The organism is Viridibacillus soli (genome assembly GCF_016612995.1).
Classification (GTDB): Bacteria; Bacillota; Bacilli; order Bacillales_A; family Planococcaceae; genus Viridibacillus; species Viridibacillus soli.
Map to the genome: position 1 here is coordinate 37,970 of NZ_JAEOAH010000003.1, position 25,884 is coordinate 63,853.

The following is a 25,884-nucleotide window of genomic DNA, read 5'->3' on the forward strand; positions in this document are numbered from 1 at the left end:
TACATTATGTAGCGGTTTTTAATTGTAATTACCACATCCGCTTTTATCACTTTCGGCACAGTTACTGTTGTAAGGGAGCGAGTTTTCTATGGTACATCCATTAAAACCACACCTTTTTCTCGAATACCTAGCTTTCTTTTATTCGATTGAAAATAAAGAATAACTGTATACATAAGGATAAACGCCTTTAAAAAACTCATTTTCTAGCCTCCATTTCTTTATAAAATTACTTTAAAACAAAAAATTTAAAAGTAAGTAAAGAAAAAATAAAGATTTTATAAAGATTGATAATAGAAAAGGTATACTGCTCCTTTAGTTGAACAAGATAGTCCGGCTCAACTTCTTGCCAATGCTTCATTAAGTTAAAAGGGCTATCTCATATGACTACGAGATACTCCTTTACATTTCTAATAGCTAGATCAAATTAAAATAAGATTGATACTTGAAAACAAGCTTTCCATAAACACCTCAATATGGAATATATTCATCATTTGTGCTTTAACATTGCACAATATAGTAACCTTTGAGTAATGATTTTACAATCCTTAGAGGAGTGTTCATAACAATGTAACAAAATGATACGTGACTCATATTGATTATTTTATTCGCTGTAATAAAATGATGTTATATCTTGTTAAGTTATAACATCAAGGAGGAGACTATGCTTTCAGAACGGCAACAACTTATTCGTGACATGATTTTATATAGACATAATTTAAAAATCTCAGAGTTAAGTCAGACTCTTGGCGTATCAGAGATGACAGTACACCGAGATATTAAACCTCTAGTAGAGGAAGGATTTATTATGAAGACATATGGTGGGATTACTCTCGTAAGAGATCAGTCTCCTCAACATGTTGAAGACGATGATTGCGTGTATTGTCATCGTAAGTGTGATGAGCGATTAGTATATAGAATAATTCTTTCGAATGGAAAACGTGAAAATGCTTGCTGTAGTCATTGTGGTATACTGCGGCATCTACAGTTAGGAGATGAGGTTACACAAGCAATCTGTACCGATTTTTTAACAGGTACAACGATCAGTGCCCACTTAGCTTGGTTTGTTATAGACACTACTGTTCATATCCGTTGTTGTCAGCCACAAGTGTTAGTATTTGAAACTGAAGGATTTGCGCAGAACTTTGTGAAGGGATTTGGAGGAAAAGTTAATACATTTTCCGAAATAATGAAATCATTTCCTCAACACCTTCGATTGTCCTGTCGGAATAGTTGAAGAAGGAAATTATCTAATGAGTGAGGCACTTCTTCAAATACATGTATGGTTAAGTCAGTTAGCAAATACAGTAGCAGACCAATATATACTATGGCACTTAAACTAGATGGATGGAGTATATAAGCATTCTTGTTAGGATTAATTGGGGCAATGTCAACTTACGTCCAATTCAACTGACATAGCTTGGATTACATATGAGACTGAAAAAAATAAAAGGTGGCTAAAGGTATGTAAGTATATCACAGGCAAATCTCTTGTTTACATCTTGTTAGGAATGATGTCTGTATTCATTGGTAGAACAGTGGCAGACATTCCTGTCATTGGAACAATGGTGTACTTGGTTTTACTAACAATTAGTTCTCAGTTGTTAAACCTGTCTAAGAAGACATTGTATTCTTTTTTGGTTTAGGTGGTAGGGGTACCCCTACCACCTAAACCAAAATCATCTATTCCAATAAAATTCTTTCAAAAGGTACTTGACTGGAGGTAAGAAAAAGAGCTGTCTGCACAGCTCAAGGGTGTTTATCATTTGAATGGCTTATTTCCATTCATTAAACAAAAGCCCATAAATAACGTGGTCTACATAATGGTCATATAACCACTCTGCTTGTCTTATTTCCCCTTCCTTCTTGAAACCGAATCTTTCAGGAAGCGCTCTACTTGTAACTTATTCACTCTCAACCTCTATTAAATAAATCCCTTCTTCAAATCCACCGCGTTTTTGTTTCTTTGCAATGCGAATTTTCTCCAGATCCTCATATGTTGCTTCATGTATAGGAAGAGCAGCATGAATTAGCTCCAAAATGTCGGCTAGTTCCTCTAGTGCATCTTGGTGGTTCATCGTTTCTCGAAATTCCTGTACTTCCTCATATAGTTTTTTCTTTATTTCGGTTAAGTGTTCGGAAAGATCTAGGGTGCGTGTAGTGAATTTGCTACCTGAGTTTTCAATGACTTGTGGTATTAGGTCGCGTACTAGTTTGTTGTAAACTGGCATTGGAGATCCTCCCTTTTCTATTATTATAGAGAAAATTAGAATTATTTGAAAAGAGGGTTCAATTGTAGCCTTCTTTTATGTACCCAAGTTTCTGCTCTTTGTGTACTTAAATAATAGTTTCATTAAAGTCTAATTCCAAACAGCATACTGCCATATATTATAGATAGGTTACTCTGTTAGGAGGTGAGTATATGCAACTTTTTTCACCAGTTCCAAGAAGATCCTTTTCCCAAAGAGATAGACAAGTATTTGGCCCTCCTTATCAGGGACAACAATTTGGAGCCCCTTACCAAGGACGACAGTTTGGCCAAACTAACGACAAAAGATGGAACCCATCTTTCATGTCCCCTAACAATTCATCTCCAGGTATTTTAGGAAACCTGCCGAACCATCTCAACACACTTATGGGTCACGCCGGTACCATAAAGAACGGATATAATATGATGAGACAATTAAGATCTTTTATGGGTTTGTTTAGATAGTGAAAAGCCGATGTTCTCTTACATATGGGACATCGGCTTTTTCTAATAATGCTCCTAACAATACAGCCCACATCATATCAACTCGTCCAATACTATTAGAATACTCCTCGAACCCCTGAAATCTTCCTCTTCTGCTAATACATTAACGTTCTTCCTGAAAAAAATCCTATTTATCAGAAAAATTACACATTATAAACATTTTCCTTATTAAACTAAACTTCCCTTTTAGTTGAATAAGAAAAGAGCTGTCTGGACAGCTCAACAATCTTGTACTAAAGCACCTCTTTACTTTAAGAAGGTGAATAAATCCTATGTATCATTTAAAGGCAGCCAATCCAATTATGTCCTTCTGGGAATTGTTTTTTTAAAGATAGTTTAAGCCATTCCTTTTCTTTTGGTAATAGCAATGGGAGGATAGTTTGAAAGTCCTTAAAATCCTTTTCTCTGACTTGTTTTGAGCCAGCCCTTATAAAGAAGCTGGACTTCTGGTTTTAGATAAGGTGTACCATTATTTGTCCATTGGAATATTTCGTTCTTTCCTTTTTTAATAGACTTTTCTCTTCTATATTGCACCTATTTCATAGGCAATGCGTGAGAACGCTAAGTTGACATGCGTCGCTCTATTAAAGTAATTATGTAGCCCTATTGAAGCGCAAGGCATTATGAACCGTTGGCGAAGCTCAGTATGTTCAGAGGCGTGTGTTTCGGATGATAATTTGAAAATAAATACAAAGCAAGAAAGTATGGAGATAAACGCATTTTTTTTCATGAATACAACCCCTTTTAGTTTTTATATTGTTCTCTTTCAAAATCATCTTCTAGCTCTCCTGTTACTGCGTTGAACATTAAATAGATCATATTTTTCTTGGCCTGATCCCAACCGATAACCTTCACAATTGGAACGTTTTTTTGCAGGTGTTTAGTGAAACCAAAATTATATCCCTTAGCAAAAGTATCTCCTGGATATATTTTGGTGGTTTTTTGTGCCACTTTTAGTAATTCAGGTGTATCATACTTAAAATCTTCAACTTTAGAAATAAATTGACTTTTAGGCATAGCGTCGTCCATTCCATTGGGCACATGCACTTTATCTAGTACCTTTCCGTCTCGGATAGTAACTAGATAAAAGTCTGTTTTACCCGGTATACCAAATTCGATGTTCCAATGTTTTCTTCTGCCGTCCATTCCTGTTGGAGCTTTATCCTTGTCAACACTAGTTCCACTATATAACATTGCTTCTTTATTCCATTTAAGTGCTTCTTTATGGGCGATTCCAAGTGCTTCTTTTAATGTTAAGCCCATTTCTATGTCAGGGAAAAAAGCAACTTCAGATTCTATGTTCGAATCCATCGTAGTATTTTGGTCTGTACTTTGTTGACAACCAACTAAAAATACACAAATGAAAAGAAATAAAAATACTTTCTTCATTAATTCCTCCCTCCCCTAGAAAATCAAATTTAGATGTTATAAGAATATTCTATAATAGTGTAAAAATTCCTCCTATTTTAAAAATTTCCACTCTCTTTCTAATAATAGAAAATATTTATTAGATTAATGTCACCTCTCATTTTTATAACTATACATATTATAGATTGTAGAAAGGAGTGATTATTATGGAATACGGCGGAGAATTTCGTGAACGTAACAATGGTTCAGCATTCGCTCTACTCGTTGTACTATTCATTCTTCTAATTATTGTCGGCACTGCTTTCATATGTTAACAAAAACATCTTTTGCAGCTAAGATAATTAATTAACCATAGTATCTTGGAACCTCCATATATGATTTTTTTGTTTAGGGTCACTTTCCACCGAGTGACCCTTTTAATAGTTTCTTTCCTCATATACATATTTAGTTCACACTTCATTTACTGCACATTTTCTTTCAGATATTCATTCAATATAGTGATGAAATTTAACATCCAACTTTGATAAAGGTTTTATACCATAATAGGAGTTCCGTCTATCGCATCTAATCCTTTATCTTAATTGGATTTTATATAACTTATGTACTACTTTCAGTTAATGCTTAAAATAAAGCTAGGTTAAATAACTCTGTTGATATTTAATAAATCGTACATTCGATCTCTTATAAGGATAACCAATGGAGAACGGCGTTAAAGAACTAAATTCAATATCTCATATTGGCTCTTATGAAATTAAAATATTGGATACCAATGGGAAAGTAGTAAATTAGTCAATTTATAAGGTTAAACAATATTGGCATCCCTTCTTATTAAGCTAACAGGGGCAGCAATTCCTTTTTAAAGGACGCTCGAGGTATTAGAGCCCTCTAGAGTATCAACGATCATAGACTCATCATCAAACAAGGAGGATTCCCTTATGCATTCTAAATGGAATGATAAAATTAATCATGTCGCTGAAAATACACTCGTTGTCGGTATGGACATTGCCAAGCGCGTCTATGGAGGAAGAAGTACAAACTAATAAAATTTCCTAAGGGTTACTTGTCGATTTCGCTCTGTAATAGTAGAGTTTCAATTAAATTATATTATTAATTTATAGTTAAATTGACCTAAACAAATCAAGTCTTCATTGAATAAACTATATTCACAGACTAAAAATGCCAACAAAGGCAATAGAAAGGTTGATAAGCTAATTTATGAAAACGATTATTTTTATAGGTAGTAATAAATCCGGTTCAAGTAGAGAGGCAATAAAGGCTGCTGAAAGGCTAGGTTTTTTTACTATTTTATTAACCGATAGGAAACGGTTCCTTGAAAACAGGCTCGATTACCCTGATGTTCACCAAATGGTTCTTACTGAATTGAGGGATCATGATTTGTTAAAAGAAAATATAAGAGCAATACAAGCACAAGGAAAAAAAATAGAAGCTATATTGAGTTTTATTGATCCTTATGTTCATGTAGCTGCAAAACTGTCAAAAGAATTAGATTTGACTGCAGTGTCCCCTGAACCTTTAGAGAAAATGGAAGATAAGCTTTCAACACGTGAACTTTTAAAAGATCTTCCGGTATCTCCCTATTTTGCAAAGTTTGAAAAAGATGATTCCTTAGAAGACTTTATCGATAATCAAAAAGGCTTATTTCCTCTCATTGTAAAAACACCCGTTTCAACTGGTTCTAAAGATGTGTTATTGGTCAAAGATGACAAGCAATTAGAACAATCCATTAATACGTTATTAAATAAAGGGAACAGAGAGGTATTAATTGAGGAATATTTAGAGGGTCCTCAATATTTGATTGAAGCTTGTGTGTACAAAGGAAAAGTTCATATTATTGCAGTCCTTGAACAGGAAATAACGTTTTTCGACCGTTTTATTGTTACTGGTTATTGTTTATTGGGAGATATGGACATAGTCCTTTACAATAAAACCTATGAAACCGTTTGTTTGGTACTGGAACGGTTTAATTTGAATAATGGATCTTGCCATTTAGAAATGCGATTAATTAATGGTGAATGGAAACTAATTGAAATAAACCCTCGGATATCAGGAGGCGCAATGAATCGAATAATTGAAACAGCCTATGGAATTAATTTAGTTGAAGAAACCATAAAGATATTTTTAGGACAAGAGCCTAATTTCGAAAAAAAATGTAAAAGATTTGTATATGCACAATATTTAACAAGTGAATCTACGGGTACTTTAATAAAGGTGACAGGAAAAAACCGCTGTTCTCGGATAGATGGGGTAGAGGAAGTATTTATTAAGCCTAAAAAAGGGAAGATATTACATCCGCCTTTATCCATGGGCGATCGCTATGGATATGTATTGGCTTCTTCAGAAAATAAAGAAGAAGCAATCAGGACTGCTAAGGAAGCCGCAAAGGAAATCCGTTTTTATATTGAACCTATCTAATTGGAGTGAAAAAAAATGAGAGATGGCCGACATGAAAAAACAAAAGAAGACGAGTCCGTTTGTAATGTAAAATCTACTTTGAAAACGATTTATGAAACTCAGAACAAGGCAAAATTACCAATCTTTCAAGGTATACTTCAGGAAACCATCCCATTTATTTTATATTCCTCAGCAACTTCTGAACCTTATTTTACTTTTGGTACTACCCAAACCTCACAATCCCCATTTAGAACTTGCTTTTTCCGTGTCGAAGATTTAATTGACTCGGTTGTCTCCCTATCATTATTACGTCCAATTGATATAGAAGGAAATTGTTTAGACACCATACACATTCCTTATCGATTAGAAAAAACGAATATTAAAGTGATTGTATCCATACAAGAATTTTCCAGTATTCAGTGTATCAGCCCTAAATTAATAGATCGTAAAAGTATCATTGTTGGACAAAAGTGGTAGGAACAAAAGACGAATTGTATCTTTGTCATTGTAAAGAGAAAATCATAAATTAATAATATAGGATCTAGGTGTTCATAAAAAGAGGAATACTGGATAGTCTTTTCTAATAATTTTCTTAGAAGGGTATCTTTTATAAGGAGAGATGGAGAAATATGGTCTTAATTGGAATGCTGCATCATAGAGCAGAACCTGAAAAAGTAATGAAGGCCTATGCCTATTCTGTTGTGGCTAAAGCTGAAGGTGTGGAGTTTTTTTACTTTACACCTGGTAAAGTTGATATTGAAAACCAAAAAATTACCGGGAAATATTATGAAAATGGTGCGTGGATTGACAAGGAATATCCATTTCCAGATGTCATTTATAATGCAAGTTATCCCTTGGGTGAAAAAGCAGAGCGAATCTTCGACTATTTATCTGAGAGGATTACATTTACTAGTCATTCAATCGGAGATAAATTGAGTGTCCATAAAAGGATAAAGGAAGGTGAAGATTTCAAACAATACCTGATTCCAACACTCGAACTAACTAATGTCAAAGATTTACTTGACATGATTAATCTATATCCAAAAATCATTATGAAACCTATTTCTGGCCACCAAGGTGAGAGCATCCTTTTCATTGAAAAAGAAGATGATGAATTCAAAATTAATGACGCAGGCAAAATCTCAATTTATACGAAAGAAGAGTTGTTAGACTTGGTGTTACTTAAAATTCAGGAACAAGAATATATAGTTCAAAGGTTTATATCATGTCAGATAAAATCAGGCCATGTATCCGATTTCCGTTTGCATGTACAAAAAAACGGAGAAGGCAAATGGGTTATAACATCAATATTCCCCCGTATAGGACCTTTGGGCAGTATTACATCTAATTTAGGTAGTGGCGGTTATACTGCTTTTCTTGATTGTTTTTTACAAAAAGAGTTTAATGATGACTGGTTCAATGTCAAAAGAACACTTGAGCATTTTTCATTAAGCTTTTCTAACCATTTTGATTCATTATACGATGATTTCCCACTCGATGAATTAGGAATCGACGTTGGAATCGATGAAAACCAAAGATTGTGGTTATTTGAAGTAAATTGGCGGCCAGGAATCCCAGTAATATTTAATAGTGAATTAGACGTAGCAAGAAACACGATTCATTACGCCAAATATTTAGCCCTTAATAAGAAGAACTTGCCCTCGAATTGAGGTTTAGAGAAATGTAACTGCCCTTACTATTTGAGAAGGTCGTTTTTTAAAAGAAATTTTGTACTGGACTGCATACAACATTAGGTTAATAAATAAATTTGTTATTGAACTAACGATGGTTTTAGTTGAAGATGTATGGGGAACCTTATACCTACGGTTCCCCATTAAATTTGATTTAAAATCAACAATATCATCTACCATAGCTAAAATAAAAAGCTATTCGGGGTAGAGTCACGAACACTCGTATTTAACCGTTTAGGAATTTCTCAATTTAAAAGCTCGATTTTTCTTTATGGTAGGCTATGTTAATATTTAATACTGTTTTTCTCAAAATTAAGAAGCGTATTCGACTTTTATATCGAATACGCTTCTTGTTTCGTGGGCGAATAATTCAAAATAGCCCCCAATTACGATTTAAATACTTATCCTAAATTTTTTCACTTCATTAATGATGTCACAAAGTTTCATTGTGCAACCTCCTAATCATTATTACTTTATAGTAATCAAATGCCGAAAGTTTAAAATATTCAAATTATCAATAATGAGTTTTAACATAGCCCCTTATGGTAAAGGGAAGTACCGAACCTTTTTCTAGTCCAGTACTTCCCTAGTTCAACAGACAGCTAACAACGAAGTACTAATAAAAGATTGTCTATCTTTTAACATCATTTAATTTACACTTTTTAAAGGCAACTCCTCATTTCGCTTTCGTGTGCCAAATCCTAAAGCAATTGCAGCTCCCATACAACTGAATAGACAACCTACAAACAAGTATAATGATGGATCTGATTCACCAATTAATACAGAAGCTATTCCCCCAATTACGGGGAATAGAGCAACCATGTAACCACTTTTGGATCCCCCAATCCTTTCTACAAGTTTTAAATAAAATAGCCACGCAGCGAAAGAAGCAACCAATGTCAAATAGAGCAGTGCTGATAAGTAGGAGATTGATGTAGGAAGTGCAATTTCTTCCCCTTTAATCAATACAATGACTCCCATCAATAGACTTCCGACTGTAAATCCAATCGCATTTGCATAAATCGGGTCGATCCTCTGTTTAGCATTTCTTGCAGAGCTGGCGTCACCTACTGCTGTAAGTAGCGCTCCTAAGAAAGCAATCAGGATCCCTTTTATGTCGTTAAAATCATGAAAATTGTTCAGAGTGGGATAGATGAGAATACAGACACCTAATACGCCCAGAATTCCTCCTATTAAAATGCGTGAATGTAATTTTTCTTTTAAAAAAATTCGAAGGGCAATTGGCGTTAAAATAACTTTAAGTGAAAAAATTAACGTGACGATAGCTGCCGAACTCCAAATTGTTCCGTAATAAAGACACAGATAACTTAATGCAAAGTTACATATACCAAAGATCACAACAAATGGGATGTCTTTCCTTGTCGGTCTTCCTGTGGGACGAAGAAACCAAACCAGAATTAAAAACAATACTGCTGTGACAACTAAACGATATGTTAATGATAGCTCTAAGCTGACTGGAGTCCCTTGAATTTTTACGGCAATAAAATTAAGACCCCACACAAGCAAACAAAATATGTACATAAATTTTGTCATTCGTTTTCCTTCTTCCTGCTGTTTAACTGTAGATCCGTAACTAAAATGATAAAGCTGAAGTAGTTCATAGTAATAAGATAGTAAGCTACAATTTTACTTCTGATAATGTACTATTATGCTCTAGAGACTTTTGTGATTTCATAAAATTGATTGACAGTCATATTCCTTTCTCGGTATATCTTGACTGTATAATTCATTCCAGCATGATATTTCTTTAAATTCCTCTTCCTACTTACCTAGCTCGATTCCCTCTCGTTGACATGCCGTTCCACAATTGAACGGAGCTTTGCCGATGCCAAAGAACTACATGGCTATCGATCCGCTTGGTTTCGGGGGCGGAAGTCTGTTCAAATGTAGGTCTATCTCACAACAGCTTTCCTAAATATGAAAAAATCACCCTTCATCTAACCAAAATGGGACAGATGAAGGGTGATTTTCTTTGTTTTCTATCCTTATTTTATAATTTATCCACAAAATTCAATTTAAGAACCATACACTCACTAGGTTTTTCCAAATCTAATAAAAATGTTCATAATTTATCTAAACATAATACAACTACCTATAACATTATAGGTTCCTTAGCTTCCGGAAGGAAGCCTATATCCATAGCATAATTTAATAATAAATCTATATATTCTTGAGTTGGTTCTAAACAATGTATACTTATATTATTTAAATACCTTTGCGTATATTCACAAGATGGAATCGACACTGACTTCTCTTCTACTGATTCAAGCAAAGGCATTATCAATTCTAATGCTTTCTGGTCTAGTATAGTCAAATTCGCATTAAAGAATTTATCCATATACTCTTGTTCATTCATTAGCAATATATCATAGCCAACACATTTTAGATTATTAATAAATTGCTCCCAATCGAGTTGAACTGGATTACAAATATGCATGGTTTGGCCTATGGTGTTGCCTATATAAGATAATTCAGTTATAGCTAAGCTACAATAATCCACAGGAGTTAAATCTATATACGTATGAATTTTGGGAGCTGCTTTTGACAAGCATATCCCTTTCAATAACCTATAAAAAGCATTTTCATTTATATTATATTGAAATTTCCCTGTACGAGAGTGTCCTACTAAATTTCCAACTCGATAAATAGTAGCACGCGCTCCTTTCTTTATTGCGTCCCGAACCAGTTTTTCCGCCTGAAACTTACTTTCAAGATACACATTATCTAAAACTTGTCCTCTCTCAAAGTCTGATTCAAAAAATAGAAATTTATTTGGATCACTTTCAGCGTGACCAACCACACTTAAAGTAGATACATAATGAAAACGTGCGTCTGCATTTTTGGCTAAGTGTAATAAATATTTTGTGGACTGAACATTTACTTTTTGAAAATGTTCACGTTCTCCATAGTGTCTAACATCTCCACCACAATGAATAATAGAATCTACTGTATCCTTTAGGTACTTACTGCTTTGTGGATTGAGACCAAGATCTATCAAAGATAAATCTCCTTCTAAAAATTCAACTCTCCCTTTCATCTTTTGAAGAATCTCAATACCAAAGTAAAATACCATTTTCTCTTTTAATTTTGCATCAAGCACTTGATCCTTATCTTTTCGTACCAAACAGTAAATAACCGTTGAGGGCAAATTTAATAACCTTTCTAAAAAATGAGCTCCTAAATATCCAGTTGCCCCTGTAAGAAGTACGGTCTTTGGATGATTTACTACATCTATTTGAAATTCTTCTAATTTAGTTTGGTTATATACATTGGTATCTCTTATTTCTTTCTCAATAAATGGGGTATTATATTCTTTCTCATCCTTTATTGGTAAGTTATTCATACCTTCAATATGATGGGCTAATTTTTCTAGTGTTCTATACTTAAAGAAATCTTGAATTTTCAGGTTGGGATATAGCGGTTTTAGTTTTACTAAAACCGGCATAATTTTTAAAGAATGTCCACCCAAATCAAAGAAATCATCCTTAAGGCTTATAGATTTGATGTTTAACACTTCAGACCATACTTGTGCAATATTTTTTTGCACTGTGGTTTGAGGATGAATTATAGAACCATTTTTATTTTCGCTATCAAAATCTATTTCTGGTAGTTCCTTGAAATCAATTTTCCCATTTGCAGTGATTGGTATTTCTAACAAATGAAAATACTTTTTAGGCAACATATATTCAGGTAATAAATCCGATAAATATAAAGATAATTGATTGCTTTTTATCTCTTTACCGTCCACTGTTTTATAATACGCTTGCAATAACATCCCGTCTTTTGTTGGTGTTACAACGGCTTGTATTATCTCCTGAAATTGTAACATTGCATCTTCTATTTCTCCCAATTCAATTCGATGCCCTCTTATTTTAACCTGTTTATCTCGTCTCCCCATAAATTCTACATTTCCATTTGGTAACCATTGCGCTAAATCCCCTGTTCGATATAGTCTCCTGTTAGTTTCCAATGAAAATGGATTTGATATAAATGCATGTTTTGTTTTTTCTTCCTGCTTCCAATACCCTTTCGCTAGTCCAATACTATCAATATATAATTCACCTAGAACACCGATTGGGCAAGGTTGCATATGCGAATTTAATATATGAATTTTTGTATTAGAAATAGGTACTCCAATCGGAACATTCTTAGAATAGTCGCTCATACGTTTTGGTACCTGATAATACATTGCAGAAACAGTAGATTCTGTGGGACCGTATTCATTTACAATTTGCACCTCATCTTGAAAAGTATTCTGCCAGCCTCTAATAGCACTTGCTGATGCAGCCTCCCCTCCCATAATCATAACCCTTAAAGACTGTATCTTCTTACGATCCAACTTAGTCAGTGATATAGACAATTCATTAAAAAACACCGTTGGTACATCAGATATAGTGGCTTTTATCTCTTGAACAGCCTCAGTGTACGCAGCAGTTGAATAACGCTGTTCATCACTTAATAGATACAATTGTGCCCCATTTAGTAAAGTAGAGAAAATCTCTGATACCGAAGAGTCAAAACTATGTGAATAGAATTGAGTCACTTTATCTAGTTCAGATATATGAAACACTTCTTTTCTCCATTCAACTAAATTTAAAACCCCTTTATGGGTTAACAATGTACCTTTCGGCTTTCCTGTCGATCCTGAAGTATAGATGACATAGGCTACATCATCTGGTTCATTTATAACTTCAATATCATGCTCTGCCGTAGCGCTATATATATCTTCAACTATAGAAACCTCTCGATCACCTAAATTCAAATGGTTTCTATATGCATGTTTTGTAATAATCCTACAAGCTTCACTATCACTTACTATATATTCAATTCGGTCTTTAGGATATTTTACATCTATTGGTATATAAGCCCCACCAGCTTTTAATATTCCGATCATCGCAATAATACTATCAACACTTCTATCTAAACATATTGCGACTTTATCTCCTCTTTTGACCCCTTGCTCTAACAGATGCTTAGCTACTTGATTGGAGCGCACATTTAACCGTTTATATGTCATGGATTCCCTATTAGTTTCTATTGCAATTTGATTTGGATGTAGATTTACTTGCTTATAGAACTGCTCCTGTATGTTTTTAAAATAATATGATTTTTCTGTAAGATTTACCTTAGTAAATAGAGCTTCTTCTTTTTCTGATAAAAACGTCAAATTTTCATATGGCACCTCACGCTGTTTAATAAATGCTTGAAGGATATTTGAAAAATTTTGAGTAAATCTTATTATCGTTTCTTTCTTAAAAAGATCAGTATCATACTCAAATGATACGTCCATGTAATCTAAACCGTCTTCGACAGACACAGAAAGATCAAATTTACTAATCGCCTGGTTCATAGGTAATAATTCAAGGCTATATTGATCATTACTTTGCAATATTTCCTTCTGATAACTAAACATTGTAGAGAAAACTGGATTATTGCTAAGACCTCTATCTGGATTTATTGCCTCAATTACTTTATCAAATGGATAAGATTGATTTTGAAAAGCGTTTAAACATTTTTCTTTAACCACTTGTAATAAATGCTGTAGATTTTTTATATCATGAAATTGAGTTCTTATTGCTAAAGTATTCACAAAAAATCCTTGTATTTGTTCAAACACCTCATGATTTCTTCCTGCAACGGGTGTACCTACTATAATATCTTTTTGATCAGTTAAGTAATGTAACAGCTGTATATAACTAGCGAAAAATAACATATACATTGAAACATTCTCTTGTTCACATACTGTTTTTAAAGATTCCTTTATTTCATCATTTAATTTTATTCGGAAAACGTCTCCATTATTTGTTTTTTCATTCGGACGATTAAAATCCAACGGAAGATTTAATATAGGGAGAGGTGTCTTCATTTCAGAAATCCAATAGAATTTCTCTTTATCCCAATGCCCTGTATTTAACTGATTCTGTTCCCACTCAACATAGTCCATATAACGATTTGGAATTACAGATAACTTTGGAGTTTCTCCCTTACAGAAAGCTTGATACACTTTCATTAATTCATCTAATAAATATTTCACACTCCATTCATCTGTAATAATATGATGTAAATTTATATATAAATATGAACTCTCCGCATCAATATTAAACACTTGAATACGAAATAATGGCCCTTTTTCCAAATCAAATGGCGTATTATCAATTCCCTTTATTTTTCTATTTATATATGCTTTTTGTTCTTCTTGAGTAATGTACTGGATATTTTCATAATGAAAATCAGTAGACATTGATTTTAATATTCTTTGCTTTGGTTCCCCATTCTTTTCAATGAAAACAGTACGTAGCATCTCATGTCTTTGAACTAGAAAATCTAAAGTATCTTGCAAAATATTTTTCTGTAAGCTTGGCTGTATACATATGTGTAGTGGTGTATCGTACACTCTATTTATAGAACTTAATTTATTCAAAAACCATAGTCGTTTCTGAGCATTCGAAAGCTTATAACATTGTTTATCTTTTGTCTTCAAGACTTTTACATCATAACCACTATTTCCATCCTTTTTCTTCTTTAACTTATCAATGTAAGCAGAAAATCTAGAAATTGTTCTGTACTTAAAGATATCTTTAATTTCTAATTTCAATTGAAATGTTTTTTGGATTTGATTTAGCACTTGTACAGCAATTAATGAATGCCCACCCAGTCCAAAAAAGTCATCCTCTCTACCAATTGTATGTTTTTCTAGTTTTAAAATATTTGACCAAATTTCGACTAATTTTTCCTCAGTAATACTTGTAGGAGGTACATATTGATTAGCTTTTTTTTCGAATAAGTATGGGATTTGTAGCTCTAATTGCTTTCTATCAATTTTCCCACTTGGTGATAATGGGAATTTTTCAAGCTGAAATAAATAATTTGGCAACATAAAATTAGGTAATTGTTTATTCAGGAATGCTTTTAACTCATTCTCTTTTATAACTGTATTGCCCTCTGATAAATAAAAAGTAACAATCTCATCGTTTTTATTTTTATAAATAAGGGCTACAGCATCTTTTATTTCTGAATGTTTTAATAACACTTCTTCGATTTCATCGAGTTCAATTCGATATCCTCGTAATTTCACTTGGTTGTCTTTTCTTCCCCAAAACTCTAGATTTCCATTGGGCAACAGGCGTACCAAATCACCAGTACGATAAGTTCTTTTATAGGAATTTACAGATATATCTGTAGAAATAAACGCTGTTGTCGTTTTTTCATCTTGGTTTATATACTCTTTCGCAACGCCCTCTCCTCCAATGTATAATTCCCCAATCACATTAGGTGGACATAAAGTATTAGATGGGCTAACAACAAACACTTCACTATTATCAATTGGTTTCCCAATAGGAATAATAGACTGTTCTTCTACTATCTCCTGTTTAACTTCATGAAGTGTCGTGCATACAGTTGCTTCTGTAGGTCCATAGGCATTAATTATTGGGATATTTAACCCCGTTTTTCTTTGCCACTTACGAACTGATTCAGCAGGCAGTGTTTCTCCTCCTACAAAAATATGTTTTAAAGAACTCAATTCAACTAACATTTCTTTCGGCATATTAGCTAACAGTTTAAAAAACACCGTCGGTAAAAGACAATACTTTATATCATTTATTTTAATTACATTAATAAACTCTTCAGCAGAACGCTTTTGAGTTTCAGAAATGATATGCGTTCTCCCTCCAAACAATAGCATCGGAAATATTTCCATTATAGATGCATCAAAAATAATAGATGCAAATTGTAAAAACACATCATTTTTTGAGAATGAATATCTATTTTTTAATGAATATGATAAATTGATTACCCCTTTATGTGTTATTACTACTCCTTTTGGTAAACCTGTTGAACCAGAAGTATAAATAATATAAGCAGCATCTTCTATGGTATGTTGTTGCTTGATAAGTTCCGAAGAACCGGAATAACTAAATTCATCAAGACAAAGAGTATGAATTTTAAAATTCGATATTAAGTCTCGATATTGTATTCTTGTAATAACAATACGACACTCACTATCCTGTAACATGTAATGTATTCTAGAGTCAGGAAAATTCGGATCGATTGGAACATACACTCCACCTGATTTTAATACACCAAGGATAGATACAATTGTGTCTATCTCTCTTTCCATAATAATACCAACGCGCTGTCCTTTTTTAATATTATTTTGATGCAAATAATTGGCAATTTGATTAGAGCGCTGTTGTAACTCATTATAAGTAATTTGTTTATTTTCCATTGATATTGCTATTTGATTTGGTGACTCAAGCGCTTGGATATCAATTAATTGGTCTAGTGTTTTAGAATTAGGATATTTCTGAGCGTTTGAATTCATGTTACTATACAAATTATGATCCATTTCTAAAAGTAAATCCAATGAATGGATAGGCTCATTCACATGTAAAATAAGCTTTTGTAGTAAATGTTCAAACCTTTCAATTAAATTATATATAGTTTCAGATTTATATAAATCTGAATTATAGTCAACTTCAATTTTATATTCGTTTTTTTCTGCATATCTTATAATTCTCCACACCATATCGAAGACGTTCACTCTTTTACTGTCTGTTAATACCTTTACCTCGACATCAGGCAAGCTCATTTCTGGTAGTTTTACCATATTAAATGCTGTTGAATATAAAAAGTTTTGATTTATATTTCCATTTGAATTTAAACTTTCTACTAAATCAGAGATAGGATAATTTTGATACTTAATAGCTTCATTAACACGTTCATTCACCTTGCTAAGTAATCCCTGAAAGGTATCCCCTTCTGAAATTGATACAAGTATCGGTAATGTATTAACAAAATAACCAAAAGTATCCGCTTCTTTAGATCTTGGTCTCGTATTAATTGGTACACCAACAATCATTTCTTTTGCGTTTGTCATTTGATGAAGTAAACTAAAATAAGCACTTAGCATGACTCGATATATACTTACTTTATTTTTTTCAGCAAAAGATTTTATTTGAAGATATATCTTTGGCTCTATGCTTTTACTTATACAATCTCCAGAATATTTTCTTTCATTATTTCTATTAAAATCAGAAGGGAATTCCGTATACGGTAATTCATGTTGCAAGGATTGTTTCCAATACAATTCTCCATCTTTATATAGGGTACTATGGTTGTATTTATTTTCATATTCGATAAGACTTTTATAGGATACTTCTTGGTCGATGCTTGTTTTTTCAGAGACTAGTTCTGAGTAGTTTTCAGAGAGCTGCCGAATCAATATCCCCAAGCTCCATCCATCATAAATAATATGATGAATAACCATATGTAAAATATATTCGTTTTGATTTAATTTAGCGATCTGGAATCTAAATAAAGGTCCCTTTTCCAAATTAAACTTTTTATATAACGCCGCTTCCAGATATTCTTTTAAAACTGTTTCTTTCTCCTCTTCCATATAGGCTGTTAAATCCTGGATGGGAATATCAAATTCTATATTCTTTCGAATGAGTTGTTTTATCTTTGAATCCCTTTTTATAAATACGGCACGTAACGCTGGATGAGATTGCATCACCTTACTAAGGGATTCTTTTAAAATTTCTATTTTAAGATCTCCTTTTAACTTCATTACAAGAGGTTCATTGTAGATGCCTTCCCTTAAATCCATTTGATGTGCTAACCATAATGATCTTTGACCCACAGTTAAATCAAGTTCATCGACTATTTCATAATGTGCTTTTATTTCTTTCATATAAATTCCTCCTTTTCGTTTTATACACACATCCATAATTAGATAATATTTACATCCCAACTATATATGCAAACCGAATGTTTTGTAAATATATAAATTCCTCTTCTAAATTCTGTGTTTTTCATTTATTGCATAATTATTAATGTTATGGATAACCCCTTTATTTACAACGTTATTTTCGATATATTTCATTCACTGTAAGCATAAAAAACCAATTTACTGATAATTTTAATTATTTTTTTGAAATATTAACTCTGCTTAATAGTGCTTCATTAGAAAAATTGTTTAGCGTATCATTAATATTTTTCACCCAATGTATTAAATTTTCTAACAATTTTGTATGGAACCTATATATTCCTAATAATTCCTATTCAAAAGGAAGACTCATTTTATTATGGAATACAAATTATTAGCCAACATTGGATTAATTATTTCAGAAATAGGATTTGGTTCTTAGGCAATTGGGGGTGACGAATGGGGGCTGTAAAAGATAATGAACCACTTGAAGCTATAAATTGTAACATAAATGATATTTACAGTTAAATACACATTTAGGTTACTGCAGCGATCAAGTTAAGAGATTTATTGTTCTCTAAAACGAGCTGAATTTCTTATAAATAACCGTGGAGAGATAAAATTTCCACCTCGGGGGCACTTCAAAAAATTAGATTTATGACTATATGGCGTTACCCCTATATAATCATCCTGGCATATTCATCGCAGCTTAAATCAATAAAATCTTCTTTTATATATAAGAAAGCCTCTAACCCTCTATATTACAAGACGATTAGAGACCCTTTTTTACACTGGCTGTTTATTTAACAATTCATTGATTTTTTCTTTATGCCCTTCGTGGAAAGCTTGAACTATAGCACTGCCTACTATAACTCCGTCCACCATAGCGCTAATTTCTTCAACTTGCTGTGCATTTGAAATACCAAATCCTGCAAGGACGGGTATTTGACTCACTTTTTTCAAATTGGATAAATGTTGTTCCAATTGTTCTGTAAAACCTTGTCTCACACCCGTGATACCATTTACAGTTACTGCATAAATAAATCCTTCGGCTGCTTTGGCAATTTTCTCGATACGTTGTTGCGGACTTGTTAATGATACGAGCTGAACAAGTGCAATATCTGTACCTTGTAATTCATCTGAAATAAGGGTAGCTTCTTCTAAAGGTAAATCAGGGATTATTAGTCCACTTATGCCACTTTGTTCACAAGCTTGTACGAAATCTTCTATACCAAATGCAATGATCGGGTTTAAGTACGTCATCACAACTAGTGGAATCTGGATCTCTTCTTTAAAGGATGAAATTGTTTTTAAAATAGCACGTAAATTTGCACCTGTTGCAAGTGCGCGAAGACCAGCTTCTTGAATGACAGGTCCATCTGCTACTGGATCTGTAAAAGGAATACCAAGCTCAATCGCTGTCACACCAGCCTCTTGTAAAAATAGAATCTGTTCACGAAGAGCATCTAGGCCACCGTCCCCTGCCATAATATAAGCAACAAATGCTTTTTCACCTTGAGCTACTTTTGCTTCCATCACATTTTGTAATGTTTTATTTGCCATCATAATTTCCTCCTAATGCATCCCGAACAGTTTGCACGTCTTTATCTCCGCGCCCTGATAAGCAGATGACTAAAATTTCGTCTTCACTCATTTCCTTTGCAAGGTTAGCTGCATAATAAATGGCATGCGAACTTTCAAGTGCTGGAATTATCCCCTCTGCTCGGGATAATAGTTGTAATCCATCTAATGCCTCTTGATCTGTCACAGCTTCGTATTTTACTCTACCAATATCATGTAAATAACAATGCTCTGGTCCAACAGCTGGATAATCTAACCCTGCTGAAATAGAATGAGCTTCTTGGATAAATCCATTGTCATCTTGCAGTACATACATATAGGCTCCGTGTAAGACCCCTTCTTTTTCATCTGCAATCGCAGCAGCATGTAAACCTGTGTCAATTCCACTCCCAGCGGCTTCTACACCATATAGTTTGACGTCCTCATCATCGATAAATGGATGGAACATACCAATTGCATTGCTTCCTCCCCCTATACAAGCGACAATGGCATCTGGTAGTCTGCCTTCTTTTTCTATAATTTGTTTACGTGTTTCGATTCCTATAATACGTTGGAAGTCACGTACGATTTGCGGGAACGGGTGTGGTCCAAGTGCTGAACCTAAAATATAATGTGTATCCTCTACATTGGAGACCCAGTAACGAAGTGCTTCGTTTACGGCATCTTTTAAAGTACCTGATCCTTGGTCAACAGAAACGACGGTTGCTCCAAGTAACTCCATACGGAAAACATTCAATGCTTGTCGTCTGACATCCTCTTTACCCATGAATATGATACATTCTAAATCAAAAAGTGCACATACCGTTGCAGTCGCCACACCGTGTTGTCCTGCCCCTGTTTCCGCAACAACTTTCTTTTTGCCCATACGCATTGCTAGTAATGCCTGGCCTAATGCATTATTAATTTTATGAGCACCTGTATGATTCAGATCTTCTCGTTTTAAATAGATTTTCGCACCACCAAGTTTCTTTGTTAGGCGTTTAGCGAAATAAAGTGGATTTTCTCGTCCGACATAGTCTTTTAAGTAGTAATTTAGTTCTTCATAAAATGCCGGGTCTTGCTGTGCTTCCTTATAGGCATCTTCTAATTCTATTAATGCAGTCATTAATGTTTCTGGTACGTATTGACCGCCAAATTTACCGTAGCGTCCTGCTTGATTTTGTTCAGTTGCTTTTACCATTATAATCTCTCCTCATCTTTTACTGCTTGGATGAATGCTTTGATTAACTCATTACTTTTACGTCCATTTTTCTCTACGCCACTTGATACGTCTACCATATACGGTTTGACACGGATAATTGCTTCTCCAACATTTGTTGGATTAAGACCACCCGCTAAAATGAGGCGATTTTCTAAAATGCCATGGCCCTGTAGTAATTGCCAGTCAAAGGGTATACCGCTACCACCTTGAAAATCAGTTCCTGGTGCATCAAATAATAAATAGTCAGTATTGAACTTGGAGCCACTTTCTACATCACCAATCGATTTAACTGCTAATGCTTTAATAGATGGAAAATGACATGTCGCTATATAATCCGGTGTTTCATGACCGTGAAACTGTACATAGTCTAGTGGCACTGTGTGGACAGTTTCTTCTAGCTCCTCATACGTCGGATTTACAAAAACACCGATTTTCAGCACACCTTCTGGAACGAAATGAGCGAGCTCTTTTGCTTGGTCGATTGAAATTTGACGTTTACTAGGTGCAAACACAAAGCCAATGGCATCGGCCCCTGCTGCAACAGCTGCTCTAACATGTTCTGGCTCTTGTAAACCACAAATTTTAACCTTAGTCATCGCGGTTCCACACCTTTCTTCACTTTGAAATCAGCAATTGTTTGTGCTACTTCCCCACTACGCATCAATGTTTCACCGACTAAAATGGCACTGGCACCAAACTTTGTCACAACTTCTGCATCCTCAACTGTTTGCATGCCACTTTCACTTATTAAGACGCGTTCTTCATGAAACGGGAAGTTAGCTGAGATTTCAGCAGTGCGTGCTAAATCCACTTCGAATGTTTTTAAATCGCGATTATTAACACCGATTAATTTGGCATCTAGCTTTAGGGCCTGTTGAAGCTCATCAACATTATGTACTTCAACAAGTATCTCTAGCTTTGACTCTATTGCATATTTGTACAGCACTTGTAATCTCTCTCCTGGTAAAGCAGCAACGATTAATAAAATGACAGATGCGCCTGATGCTTTTGCTTGATCAATTTGCACTTCATGAATCATAAAGTCTTTACATAAAAGTGGAATTTGAACGGCTTCTGCCACTGCTTTCAAATCGGCAAACGTACCTTTAAAAAATGGTGTGTCAGTTAAGACAGATATACAGGCTGCACCTGCTTTTTCGTAAATGCTTGCTTGCACCACTGGATTTGCGCCTTCATTGATTAAACCTTTTGAAGGAGAGGCACGCTTCATTTCCGCAATGATTTGTAGACGCTCATTTTGGTAGAGTGCATCAAACAGAGAAGGTCTTATTTTCAATCCTTCGTTACTTGCAGGTGTATTTTGTAGTAATTGTTGGACTTCATTTTCTTTTTCTTTTAAAATCCGAGCTAAAATTGTCATTCCATAACCCCCTGTTTTTCACGTGCTTCACTGAACGCAACAACTGCTTCCAATTTCCCAAGTGCCTTGCCTGATAAAATCGTGTCAATTGCGAGTTTTACTCCATCTTTAATTCGATCTACTTTGCCGTAAGCGAATAGACCGATTGCTGCATTGAATACGACAGTATCAAAATAAGCACCTCGTTTACCGTTTAGTAATGCACGTATAATAACTGCATTCTCATCCGCATTGCCTCCTCGAATGGCTTCAAGTGGAGCGGATTTCAAGCCAATATCTTCAGGTGTTAAGGAGAATGGAATTAAATCCTGTTGATCAACTAACACGAATTCATTTTGACCTGCAAGTGATGCTTCATCCATACCACCAGCTCCTGATACAACAATGCCCCGCTCACGACCGAGCATTTTCATGACAGCTGCATATTCCATCGTGAATTCAGGACGGTTAATGCCTGTAAACTGGGTATCTAAAGTTATCGGATTCGTTAATGGGCCCACTAAATTGAAAATCGTTGGTTTGCCAATTTGTCGTCTCACTTGGCCAATTCTTTTTAGCTTTGGATGAATATTAGGTGCGTATAGAAAAGCAATGCCATGCTCGTTTAGAAGCTCCACTGTTTCATCAATTGTTAAATCCGTATGAATACCCAGTGCCTCTAGTACATCAGAGCTTCCAGAGGAACTGGAAATTTTCCGATTGCCGTGCTTTGCTATTTTCACACCCGCACCTGCCATCACAAATGCGGTAGTTGTACTAATGTTAAAACTGTTCACGCCGTCCCCGCCAGTTCCGCAATTGTCCATATATCGAGCAGCTTTTACAGGTACTTCTAAGGCAAATGATTTCATAACCGTTGCAAGCGCTGCAACCTCATGAGCAGTCTCACCTTTTTTCGCTAATGCGATTAAAAACGACTCAATTTCATTTAATGGCGTTGCTTCATGAAACATCAGTTTAGAAGCTTCACGCATTTCATCAAATAATAAATGCTGACCATTTTGTACCATCGTTATAAACTTTTTCATCGTCCACACTCCTTTTATAAGTTCATTTCCCTTGGAAAGATAATAATGACTTCGCCTTAGCTTCCGTTTCTGCATATTCCTTAGAAGGGATAGAATCTTTTACGATTCCTGCACGCGCTTGAATATAGGCTTTGTCATTTATAAGTAGCATGGAGCGAATTGTAATAGCAAAATCGATATTGCCATTAAAGCCGATATAACCAATGGCTCCTCCGTAAGTACTTCGATGTGTCGTTTCAAGTTCATCAATTATGGACATTGCTTTTTGCTTCGGCTTACCTGTCACTGTACCAGTTGGGAAAGTGGTTGCTAATACATCTAGCGCATGCAGTACAGGTAATAATTCCCCTTCAATATTGGACATTAGATGCATAACATGTTCAAAGTGCGCGACTTGCAAATATTTCTTCACTTTTACAGTAGCTGGTACAGAAACTCGGTTTAATTCTTGTCTTGCCTCTTCAAGGAGCATATTATGCTCGGCAATTTCCTTTGGGTCTTTTATTAATGTTGCCTCTAGAATCTCGTCTTCTTCAATTGTTTGCCCACGATGAATTGTTCCGGCAATTAGATTGGCTTTTACAATGCCTTCCGTCACACTGACCACACTTTCAGGTGAAGCACCGATTACGATATGATGATCAAATTCCATATAGTACATATATGGTGACGGGTTCTGTTCACGCAATCTTCTGTAAATTAAAAATGGATTACCAGTAAAACCAGTGACTAGTTTACGTGATAGAACAACTTGCTCTATTTCTCCCGCATGTATTTGCTGTAAAGCCTTTTCAACTTGGTTTTCAAACTGGGCTTTTGTCACATTACTTTGGAAATCACTGAAATGAAAGTCTTCTGCCATCATTTCGTTTTCTGCTGTGATTGTAGCAGCAATCGCTTCTAAATCTGGTCTCTCTAGTTCCGCATTTACAGCCGTGTGCATAATAGTGATTTCATCTTCTATATGATCGAAAATAATGATCGTTTCATAAATTTGAAAGTTAACATCTGGAAGCTCCAGCTCATCTAGTAAAAGCGAATCTATTTTTGCAGCGCCGTAACCGATATAACCAACAGCACCGCCAGTAAAAGGAAACGCCGATTGCTCCGTAATTCTTGGCATTAATCTTTTTAATTGTGTTAATAAATCTCCTGTATATTCATAGCGTTTACCCGTTGTATATTGCTGTTCGATTAATGTTTGCCCACTACCGCTATATGATTTTAATGGATTAGCACCAATAAACGAATAGCGGCCAGACTCTTCCAATTTTGCCGAGCTTTCAAGTAAAAATTTTCGCTTACCCTTTAATCGATTGAATATGTCGATCGGTGTTATTGTATCACCAGTTAATTTCTTGATCGTCGTTCTATAGCTCAATTTTTCTATGCTCATATAAATTCTCTCCTCTACTCATCTCGTCTAACAATTCTATGCTTAGCTGATTTTTTACATAAAAAAAGCCCTCTCGAAAGGAAAATTCCTTTCAAGAGGACGATATAGACCGCGTTGCCACCTCAAGTTGAAGCATAGCTGCTCCCACTTATCGTATCAAAAAGATACTACCTATAACGTAGGTTAAACGTCTATTAATAATAAGAAGTAATTACTTCTGTTCTTAACAGCTCTCATAAGTCCATTCATATAGGGGATAGATCAGTTTTCACCAGCCACTGATTCTCTACACTAACACACCTATACTACTACTCTTACTCTTCAATTTCTCTGCTATGCTTGACTAAACTGTTCTCAAGGTGGTCTCGCTCCCGAAACCTGCTACCTATACCCGAACAAAATTGTTATTTTCCATATTAAACTTTGATTTCTAAATTGTCAAATGATATTTGTAAATGTAAAAGATGTTTGATAAAAAGGTGGGCGTAATTATATATTAAATGTACAAGGTTTTTTACATTATTAGGAGGTGCTTTTATGGATTTGTTTTTAATAATATTTTTGGGAATTATTCTGTGTCTATTAATAACAATCGGATTATTGTTACTATCATTAGCTAAACAAGGAGATGAAAGGAAAAGTTTTATCAAAGAAAAGTCAATGTGTCAAACGTTTCTAATCATGGTCTGTTTTTTAATATTCAAAATTGGTGAATCTTTGTATTTAACATTTGTAAGAGCAGGCGAAGTGGTGGGAATCAACCCATTGATTTTTTTAACGGAAATATCTATCGTATTCCTCATTTCTTTAATACTCAATAAAAAGAGATATGGTGATTGGAGTGCAGAATAGAATTCAAGAACTAAGAAAGGTAAAAAAGTTAACTCAAGACGAAATTGCTAAACTATGCAATGTTTCAAGACAGACAATTAATGCGATAGAAAATAATAAATATGATCCTTCGTTATCTCTTGCATTTGATTTAGCGAAAAGTTTAGAAACAACTGTTGATGAACTATTCAATGAAAGAAAAACGCGATAATAGGTTGATAATGATTAACGGCTCTCAGTATTGGAGTCGTTTTTTATGTACTTCTTAGCACTTCCACTGTTGTTTTATTCGATTTTCGTCAGGAAAAAATATGCATTTGCTCTACGTATTTATCAGCTACAAGCTTTCCCCTTATTTCAACCTAATGGAACTAGTATTTGTAGTTATCAAAAGTAATTCCAAAAACGTCCAAATGAAAAACTACAGTTTTTAAAAATCCCCCTATACTTTTTCTTTTTATCCAAAGAAAAGAATACTTAAAACAATAAGTATAACAAAGGCCCCAATAGCACTAG

17 protein-coding genes, 2 pseudogenes and 1 other annotated feature are annotated in these 25,884 nt (G+C 34.4%); of the genes and pseudogenes, 8 read left to right on the forward strand and 11 right to left on the reverse strand.

Annotation, left to right across the window (positions count from 1 at the left end; all coding sequences use genetic code 11):
- Positions 1 to 661 precede the first annotated feature (661 nt).
- Complete coding sequence (locus JFL43_RS02110) at positions 662 to 1,234, forward strand: DeoR family transcriptional regulator (protein WP_200747728.1); 573 nt, start codon at positions 662 to 664, stop codon at positions 1,232 to 1,234.
- Between the two features lie 538 nt (positions 1,235 to 1,772).
- On the opposite strand, the pseudogene JFL43_RS22290 reads toward JFL43_RS02110, so the two are convergent.
- The 3 genes and pseudogenes from JFL43_RS22290 to JFL43_RS02120 all read right to left on the reverse strand — a co-directional run.
- Positions 1,773 to 1,895, reverse strand: a pseudogene (locus JFL43_RS22290) (GNAT family N-acetyltransferase); the annotation flags it as partial.
- A gap of 6 nt (positions 1,896 to 1,901) precedes the next feature.
- The gene (locus JFL43_RS02115) at positions 1,902 to 2,228 is read right to left on the reverse strand and encodes a nucleoside triphosphate pyrophosphohydrolase (RefSeq protein WP_200747729.1); all 327 of its coding nucleotides are present in this window, start codon (positions 2,226 to 2,228) and stop codon (positions 1,902 to 1,904) included.
- A gap of 1,265 nt (positions 2,229 to 3,493) precedes the next feature.
- Positions 3,494 to 4,138 carry a hypothetical protein gene (locus JFL43_RS02120; RefSeq protein ID WP_200747730.1) on the reverse strand — a complete coding sequence of 215 codons (645 nt, stop codon included), beginning with the start codon at positions 4,136 to 4,138 and terminating at the stop codon, positions 3,494 to 3,496.
- Positions 4,139 to 4,323: 185 nt separating this feature from the next.
- Here JFL43_RS02120 and JFL43_RS02125 point away from each other — a divergent pair, with 185 nt between their 5' ends.
- From JFL43_RS02125 to JFL43_RS02140, 4 genes are all read left to right on the forward strand, one after another.
- The gene (locus JFL43_RS02125; protein WP_100797282.1) at positions 4,324 to 4,431 is read left to right on the forward strand and encodes a YjcZ family sporulation protein; all 108 of its coding nucleotides are present in this window, start codon (positions 4,324 to 4,326) and stop codon (positions 4,429 to 4,431) included.
- Between the two features lie 901 nt (positions 4,432 to 5,332).
- A complete protein-coding gene (locus JFL43_RS02130) occupies positions 5,333 to 6,550 on the forward strand; it encodes an ATP-grasp domain-containing protein (RefSeq protein ID WP_200747731.1) in 1,218 nt (405 codons plus the stop codon).
- A 15-nt stretch (positions 6,551 to 6,565) separates the two neighbouring features.
- Positions 6,566 to 7,006, forward strand: coding sequence for a CotY/CotZ family spore coat protein (locus tag JFL43_RS02135; RefSeq protein WP_200747732.1), 441 nt, complete (start codon positions 6,566 to 6,568; stop codon positions 7,004 to 7,006).
- A 152-nt stretch (positions 7,007 to 7,158) separates the two neighbouring features.
- Positions 7,159 to 8,199 (forward strand): YheC/YheD family endospore coat-associated protein, encoded by a 1,041-nt coding sequence (locus JFL43_RS02140; protein ID WP_200747733.1) that lies wholly within the window; start codon positions 7,159 to 7,161, stop codon positions 8,197 to 8,199.
- Positions 8,200 to 8,868: 669 nt separating this feature from the next.
- Here JFL43_RS02140 and JFL43_RS02145 read toward each other — a convergent pair.
- A complete protein-coding gene (locus tag JFL43_RS02145) occupies positions 8,869 to 9,774 on the reverse strand; it encodes a DMT family transporter (RefSeq protein ID WP_200747734.1) in 906 nt (301 codons plus the stop codon).
- Between the two features lie 267 nt (positions 9,775 to 10,041).
- Here JFL43_RS02145 and JFL43_RS23310 point away from each other — a divergent pair.
- Positions 10,042 to 10,211 (forward strand): annotated as a pseudogene (locus tag JFL43_RS23310) (transposase); the annotation flags it as partial.
- Positions 10,212 to 10,333: 122 nt separating this feature from the next.
- Here JFL43_RS23310 and JFL43_RS02160 read toward each other — a convergent pair.
- The 7 genes from JFL43_RS02160 to JFL43_RS02190 form a co-directional block, all read right to left on the reverse strand.
- Entirely contained in the window at positions 10,334 to 17,935 is a 7,602-nt protein-coding gene (locus JFL43_RS02160) for a non-ribosomal peptide synthetase (protein ID WP_200747735.1), read from the reverse strand.
- Between the two features lie 801 nt (positions 17,936 to 18,736).
- The gene (gene trpA / locus JFL43_RS02165) at positions 18,737 to 19,513 is read right to left on the reverse strand and encodes a tryptophan synthase subunit alpha (RefSeq protein WP_407701933.1); all 777 of its coding nucleotides are present in this window, start codon (positions 19,511 to 19,513) and stop codon (positions 18,737 to 18,739) included.
- Positions 19,503 to 20,711: a tryptophan synthase subunit beta gene (gene trpB, locus JFL43_RS02170; RefSeq protein WP_200747737.1), complete on the reverse strand. Its 1,209-nt coding sequence runs from the start codon at positions 20,709 to 20,711 to the stop codon at positions 19,503 to 19,505. The genes trpA and trpB overlap by 11 nt, the downstream gene beginning before the upstream one ends.
- Positions 20,711 to 21,328 (reverse strand): phosphoribosylanthranilate isomerase, encoded by a 618-nt coding sequence (locus tag JFL43_RS02175; protein WP_200747738.1) that lies wholly within the window; start codon positions 21,326 to 21,328, stop codon positions 20,711 to 20,713. The genes trpB and JFL43_RS02175 overlap by 1 nt, the downstream gene beginning before the upstream one ends.
- Positions 21,325 to 22,113, reverse strand: coding sequence for an indole-3-glycerol phosphate synthase TrpC (gene trpC, locus JFL43_RS02180; protein WP_200747739.1), 789 nt, complete (start codon positions 22,111 to 22,113; stop codon positions 21,325 to 21,327). Before trpC ends, JFL43_RS02175 begins: the two co-directional genes overlap by 4 nt.
- Positions 22,110 to 23,141 carry an anthranilate phosphoribosyltransferase gene (gene trpD / locus JFL43_RS02185; protein ID WP_200747740.1) on the reverse strand — a complete coding sequence of 344 codons (1,032 nt, stop codon included), beginning with the start codon at positions 23,139 to 23,141 and terminating at the stop codon, positions 22,110 to 22,112. Before trpD ends, trpC begins: the two co-directional genes overlap by 4 nt.
- Before the next feature lie 22 nt (positions 23,142 to 23,163).
- Positions 23,164 to 24,537 (reverse strand): anthranilate synthase component I family protein, encoded by a 1,374-nt coding sequence (locus JFL43_RS02190; protein WP_234447561.1) that lies wholly within the window; start codon positions 24,535 to 24,537, stop codon positions 23,164 to 23,166.
- A 92-nt stretch (positions 24,538 to 24,629) separates the two neighbouring features.
- Positions 24,630 to 24,868 (reverse strand) — a binding site (T-box leader).
- A 206-nt stretch (positions 24,869 to 25,074) separates the two neighbouring features.
- On the opposite strand from JFL43_RS02190, the gene JFL43_RS02195 reads away from it, so the two are divergent.
- Both JFL43_RS02195 and JFL43_RS02200 read left to right on the forward strand, forming a co-directional pair.
- Positions 25,075 to 25,389 (forward strand): hypothetical protein, encoded by a 315-nt coding sequence (locus tag JFL43_RS02195; RefSeq protein WP_200747741.1) that lies wholly within the window; start codon positions 25,075 to 25,077, stop codon positions 25,387 to 25,389.
- The gene (locus JFL43_RS02200) at positions 25,367 to 25,579 is read left to right on the forward strand and encodes a helix-turn-helix transcriptional regulator (RefSeq protein ID WP_100797295.1); all 213 of its coding nucleotides are present in this window, start codon (positions 25,367 to 25,369) and stop codon (positions 25,577 to 25,579) included. Before JFL43_RS02195 ends, JFL43_RS02200 begins: the two co-directional genes overlap by 23 nt.
- Positions 25,580 to 25,884: the final 305 nt, after the last annotated feature.

Bases quoted from the DNA above. Each gene is read 5' to 3' on its own strand.
- JFL43_RS02110 (WP_200747728.1), top strand. From the start codon at position 662: ATGCTTTCAGAACGGCAACAACTTATTCGTGACATGATTTTATATAGA.
- JFL43_RS02115 (WP_200747729.1), bottom strand. From the start codon at position 2,228: ATGCCAGTTTACAACAAACTAGTACGCGACCTAATACCACAAGTCATT.
- JFL43_RS02120 (WP_200747730.1), bottom strand. From the start codon at position 4,138: ATGAAGAAAGTATTTTTATTTCTTTTCATTTGTGTATTTTTAGTTGGT.
- JFL43_RS02125 (WP_100797282.1), top strand. From the start codon at position 4,324: ATGGAATACGGCGGAGAATTTCGTGAACGTAACAATGGTTCAGCATTC.
- JFL43_RS02130 (WP_200747731.1), top strand. From the start codon at position 5,333: ATGAAAACGATTATTTTTATAGGTAGTAATAAATCCGGTTCAAGTAGA.
- JFL43_RS02135 (WP_200747732.1), top strand. From the start codon at position 6,566: ATGAGAGATGGCCGACATGAAAAAACAAAAGAAGACGAGTCCGTTTGT.
- JFL43_RS02140 (WP_200747733.1), top strand. From the start codon at position 7,159: ATGGTCTTAATTGGAATGCTGCATCATAGAGCAGAACCTGAAAAAGTA.
- JFL43_RS02145 (WP_200747734.1), bottom strand. From the start codon at position 9,774: ATGACAAAATTTATGTACATATTTTGTTTGCTTGTGTGGGGTCTTAAT.
- JFL43_RS02160 (WP_200747735.1), bottom strand. From the start codon at position 17,935: ATGAAAGAAATAAAAGCACATTATGAAATAGTCGATGAACTTGATTTA.
- trpA (WP_407701933.1), bottom strand. From the start codon at position 19,513: ATGGCAAATAAAACATTACAAAATGTGATGGAAGCAAAAGTAGCTCAA.
- trpB (WP_200747737.1), bottom strand. From the start codon at position 20,711: ATGGTAAAAGCAACTGAACAAAATCAAGCAGGACGCTACGGTAAATTT.
- JFL43_RS02175 (WP_200747738.1), bottom strand. From the start codon at position 21,328: ATGACTAAGGTTAAAATTTGTGGTTTACAAGAGCCAGAACATGTTAGA.
- trpC (WP_200747739.1), bottom strand. From the start codon at position 22,113: ATGACAATTTTAGCTCGGATTTTAAAAGAAAAAGAAAATGAAGTCCAA.
- trpD (WP_200747740.1), bottom strand. From the start codon at position 23,141: ATGAAAAAGTTTATAACGATGGTACAAAATGGTCAGCATTTATTATTT.
- JFL43_RS02190 (WP_234447561.1), bottom strand. From the start codon at position 24,537: ATGAGCATAGAAAAATTGAGCTATAGAACGACGATCAAGAAATTAACT.
- JFL43_RS02195 (WP_200747741.1), top strand. From the start codon at position 25,075: ATGGATTTGTTTTTAATAATATTTTTGGGAATTATTCTGTGTCTATTA.
- JFL43_RS02200 (WP_100797295.1), top strand. From the start codon at position 25,367: ATGGTGATTGGAGTGCAGAATAGAATTCAAGAACTAAGAAAGGTAAAA.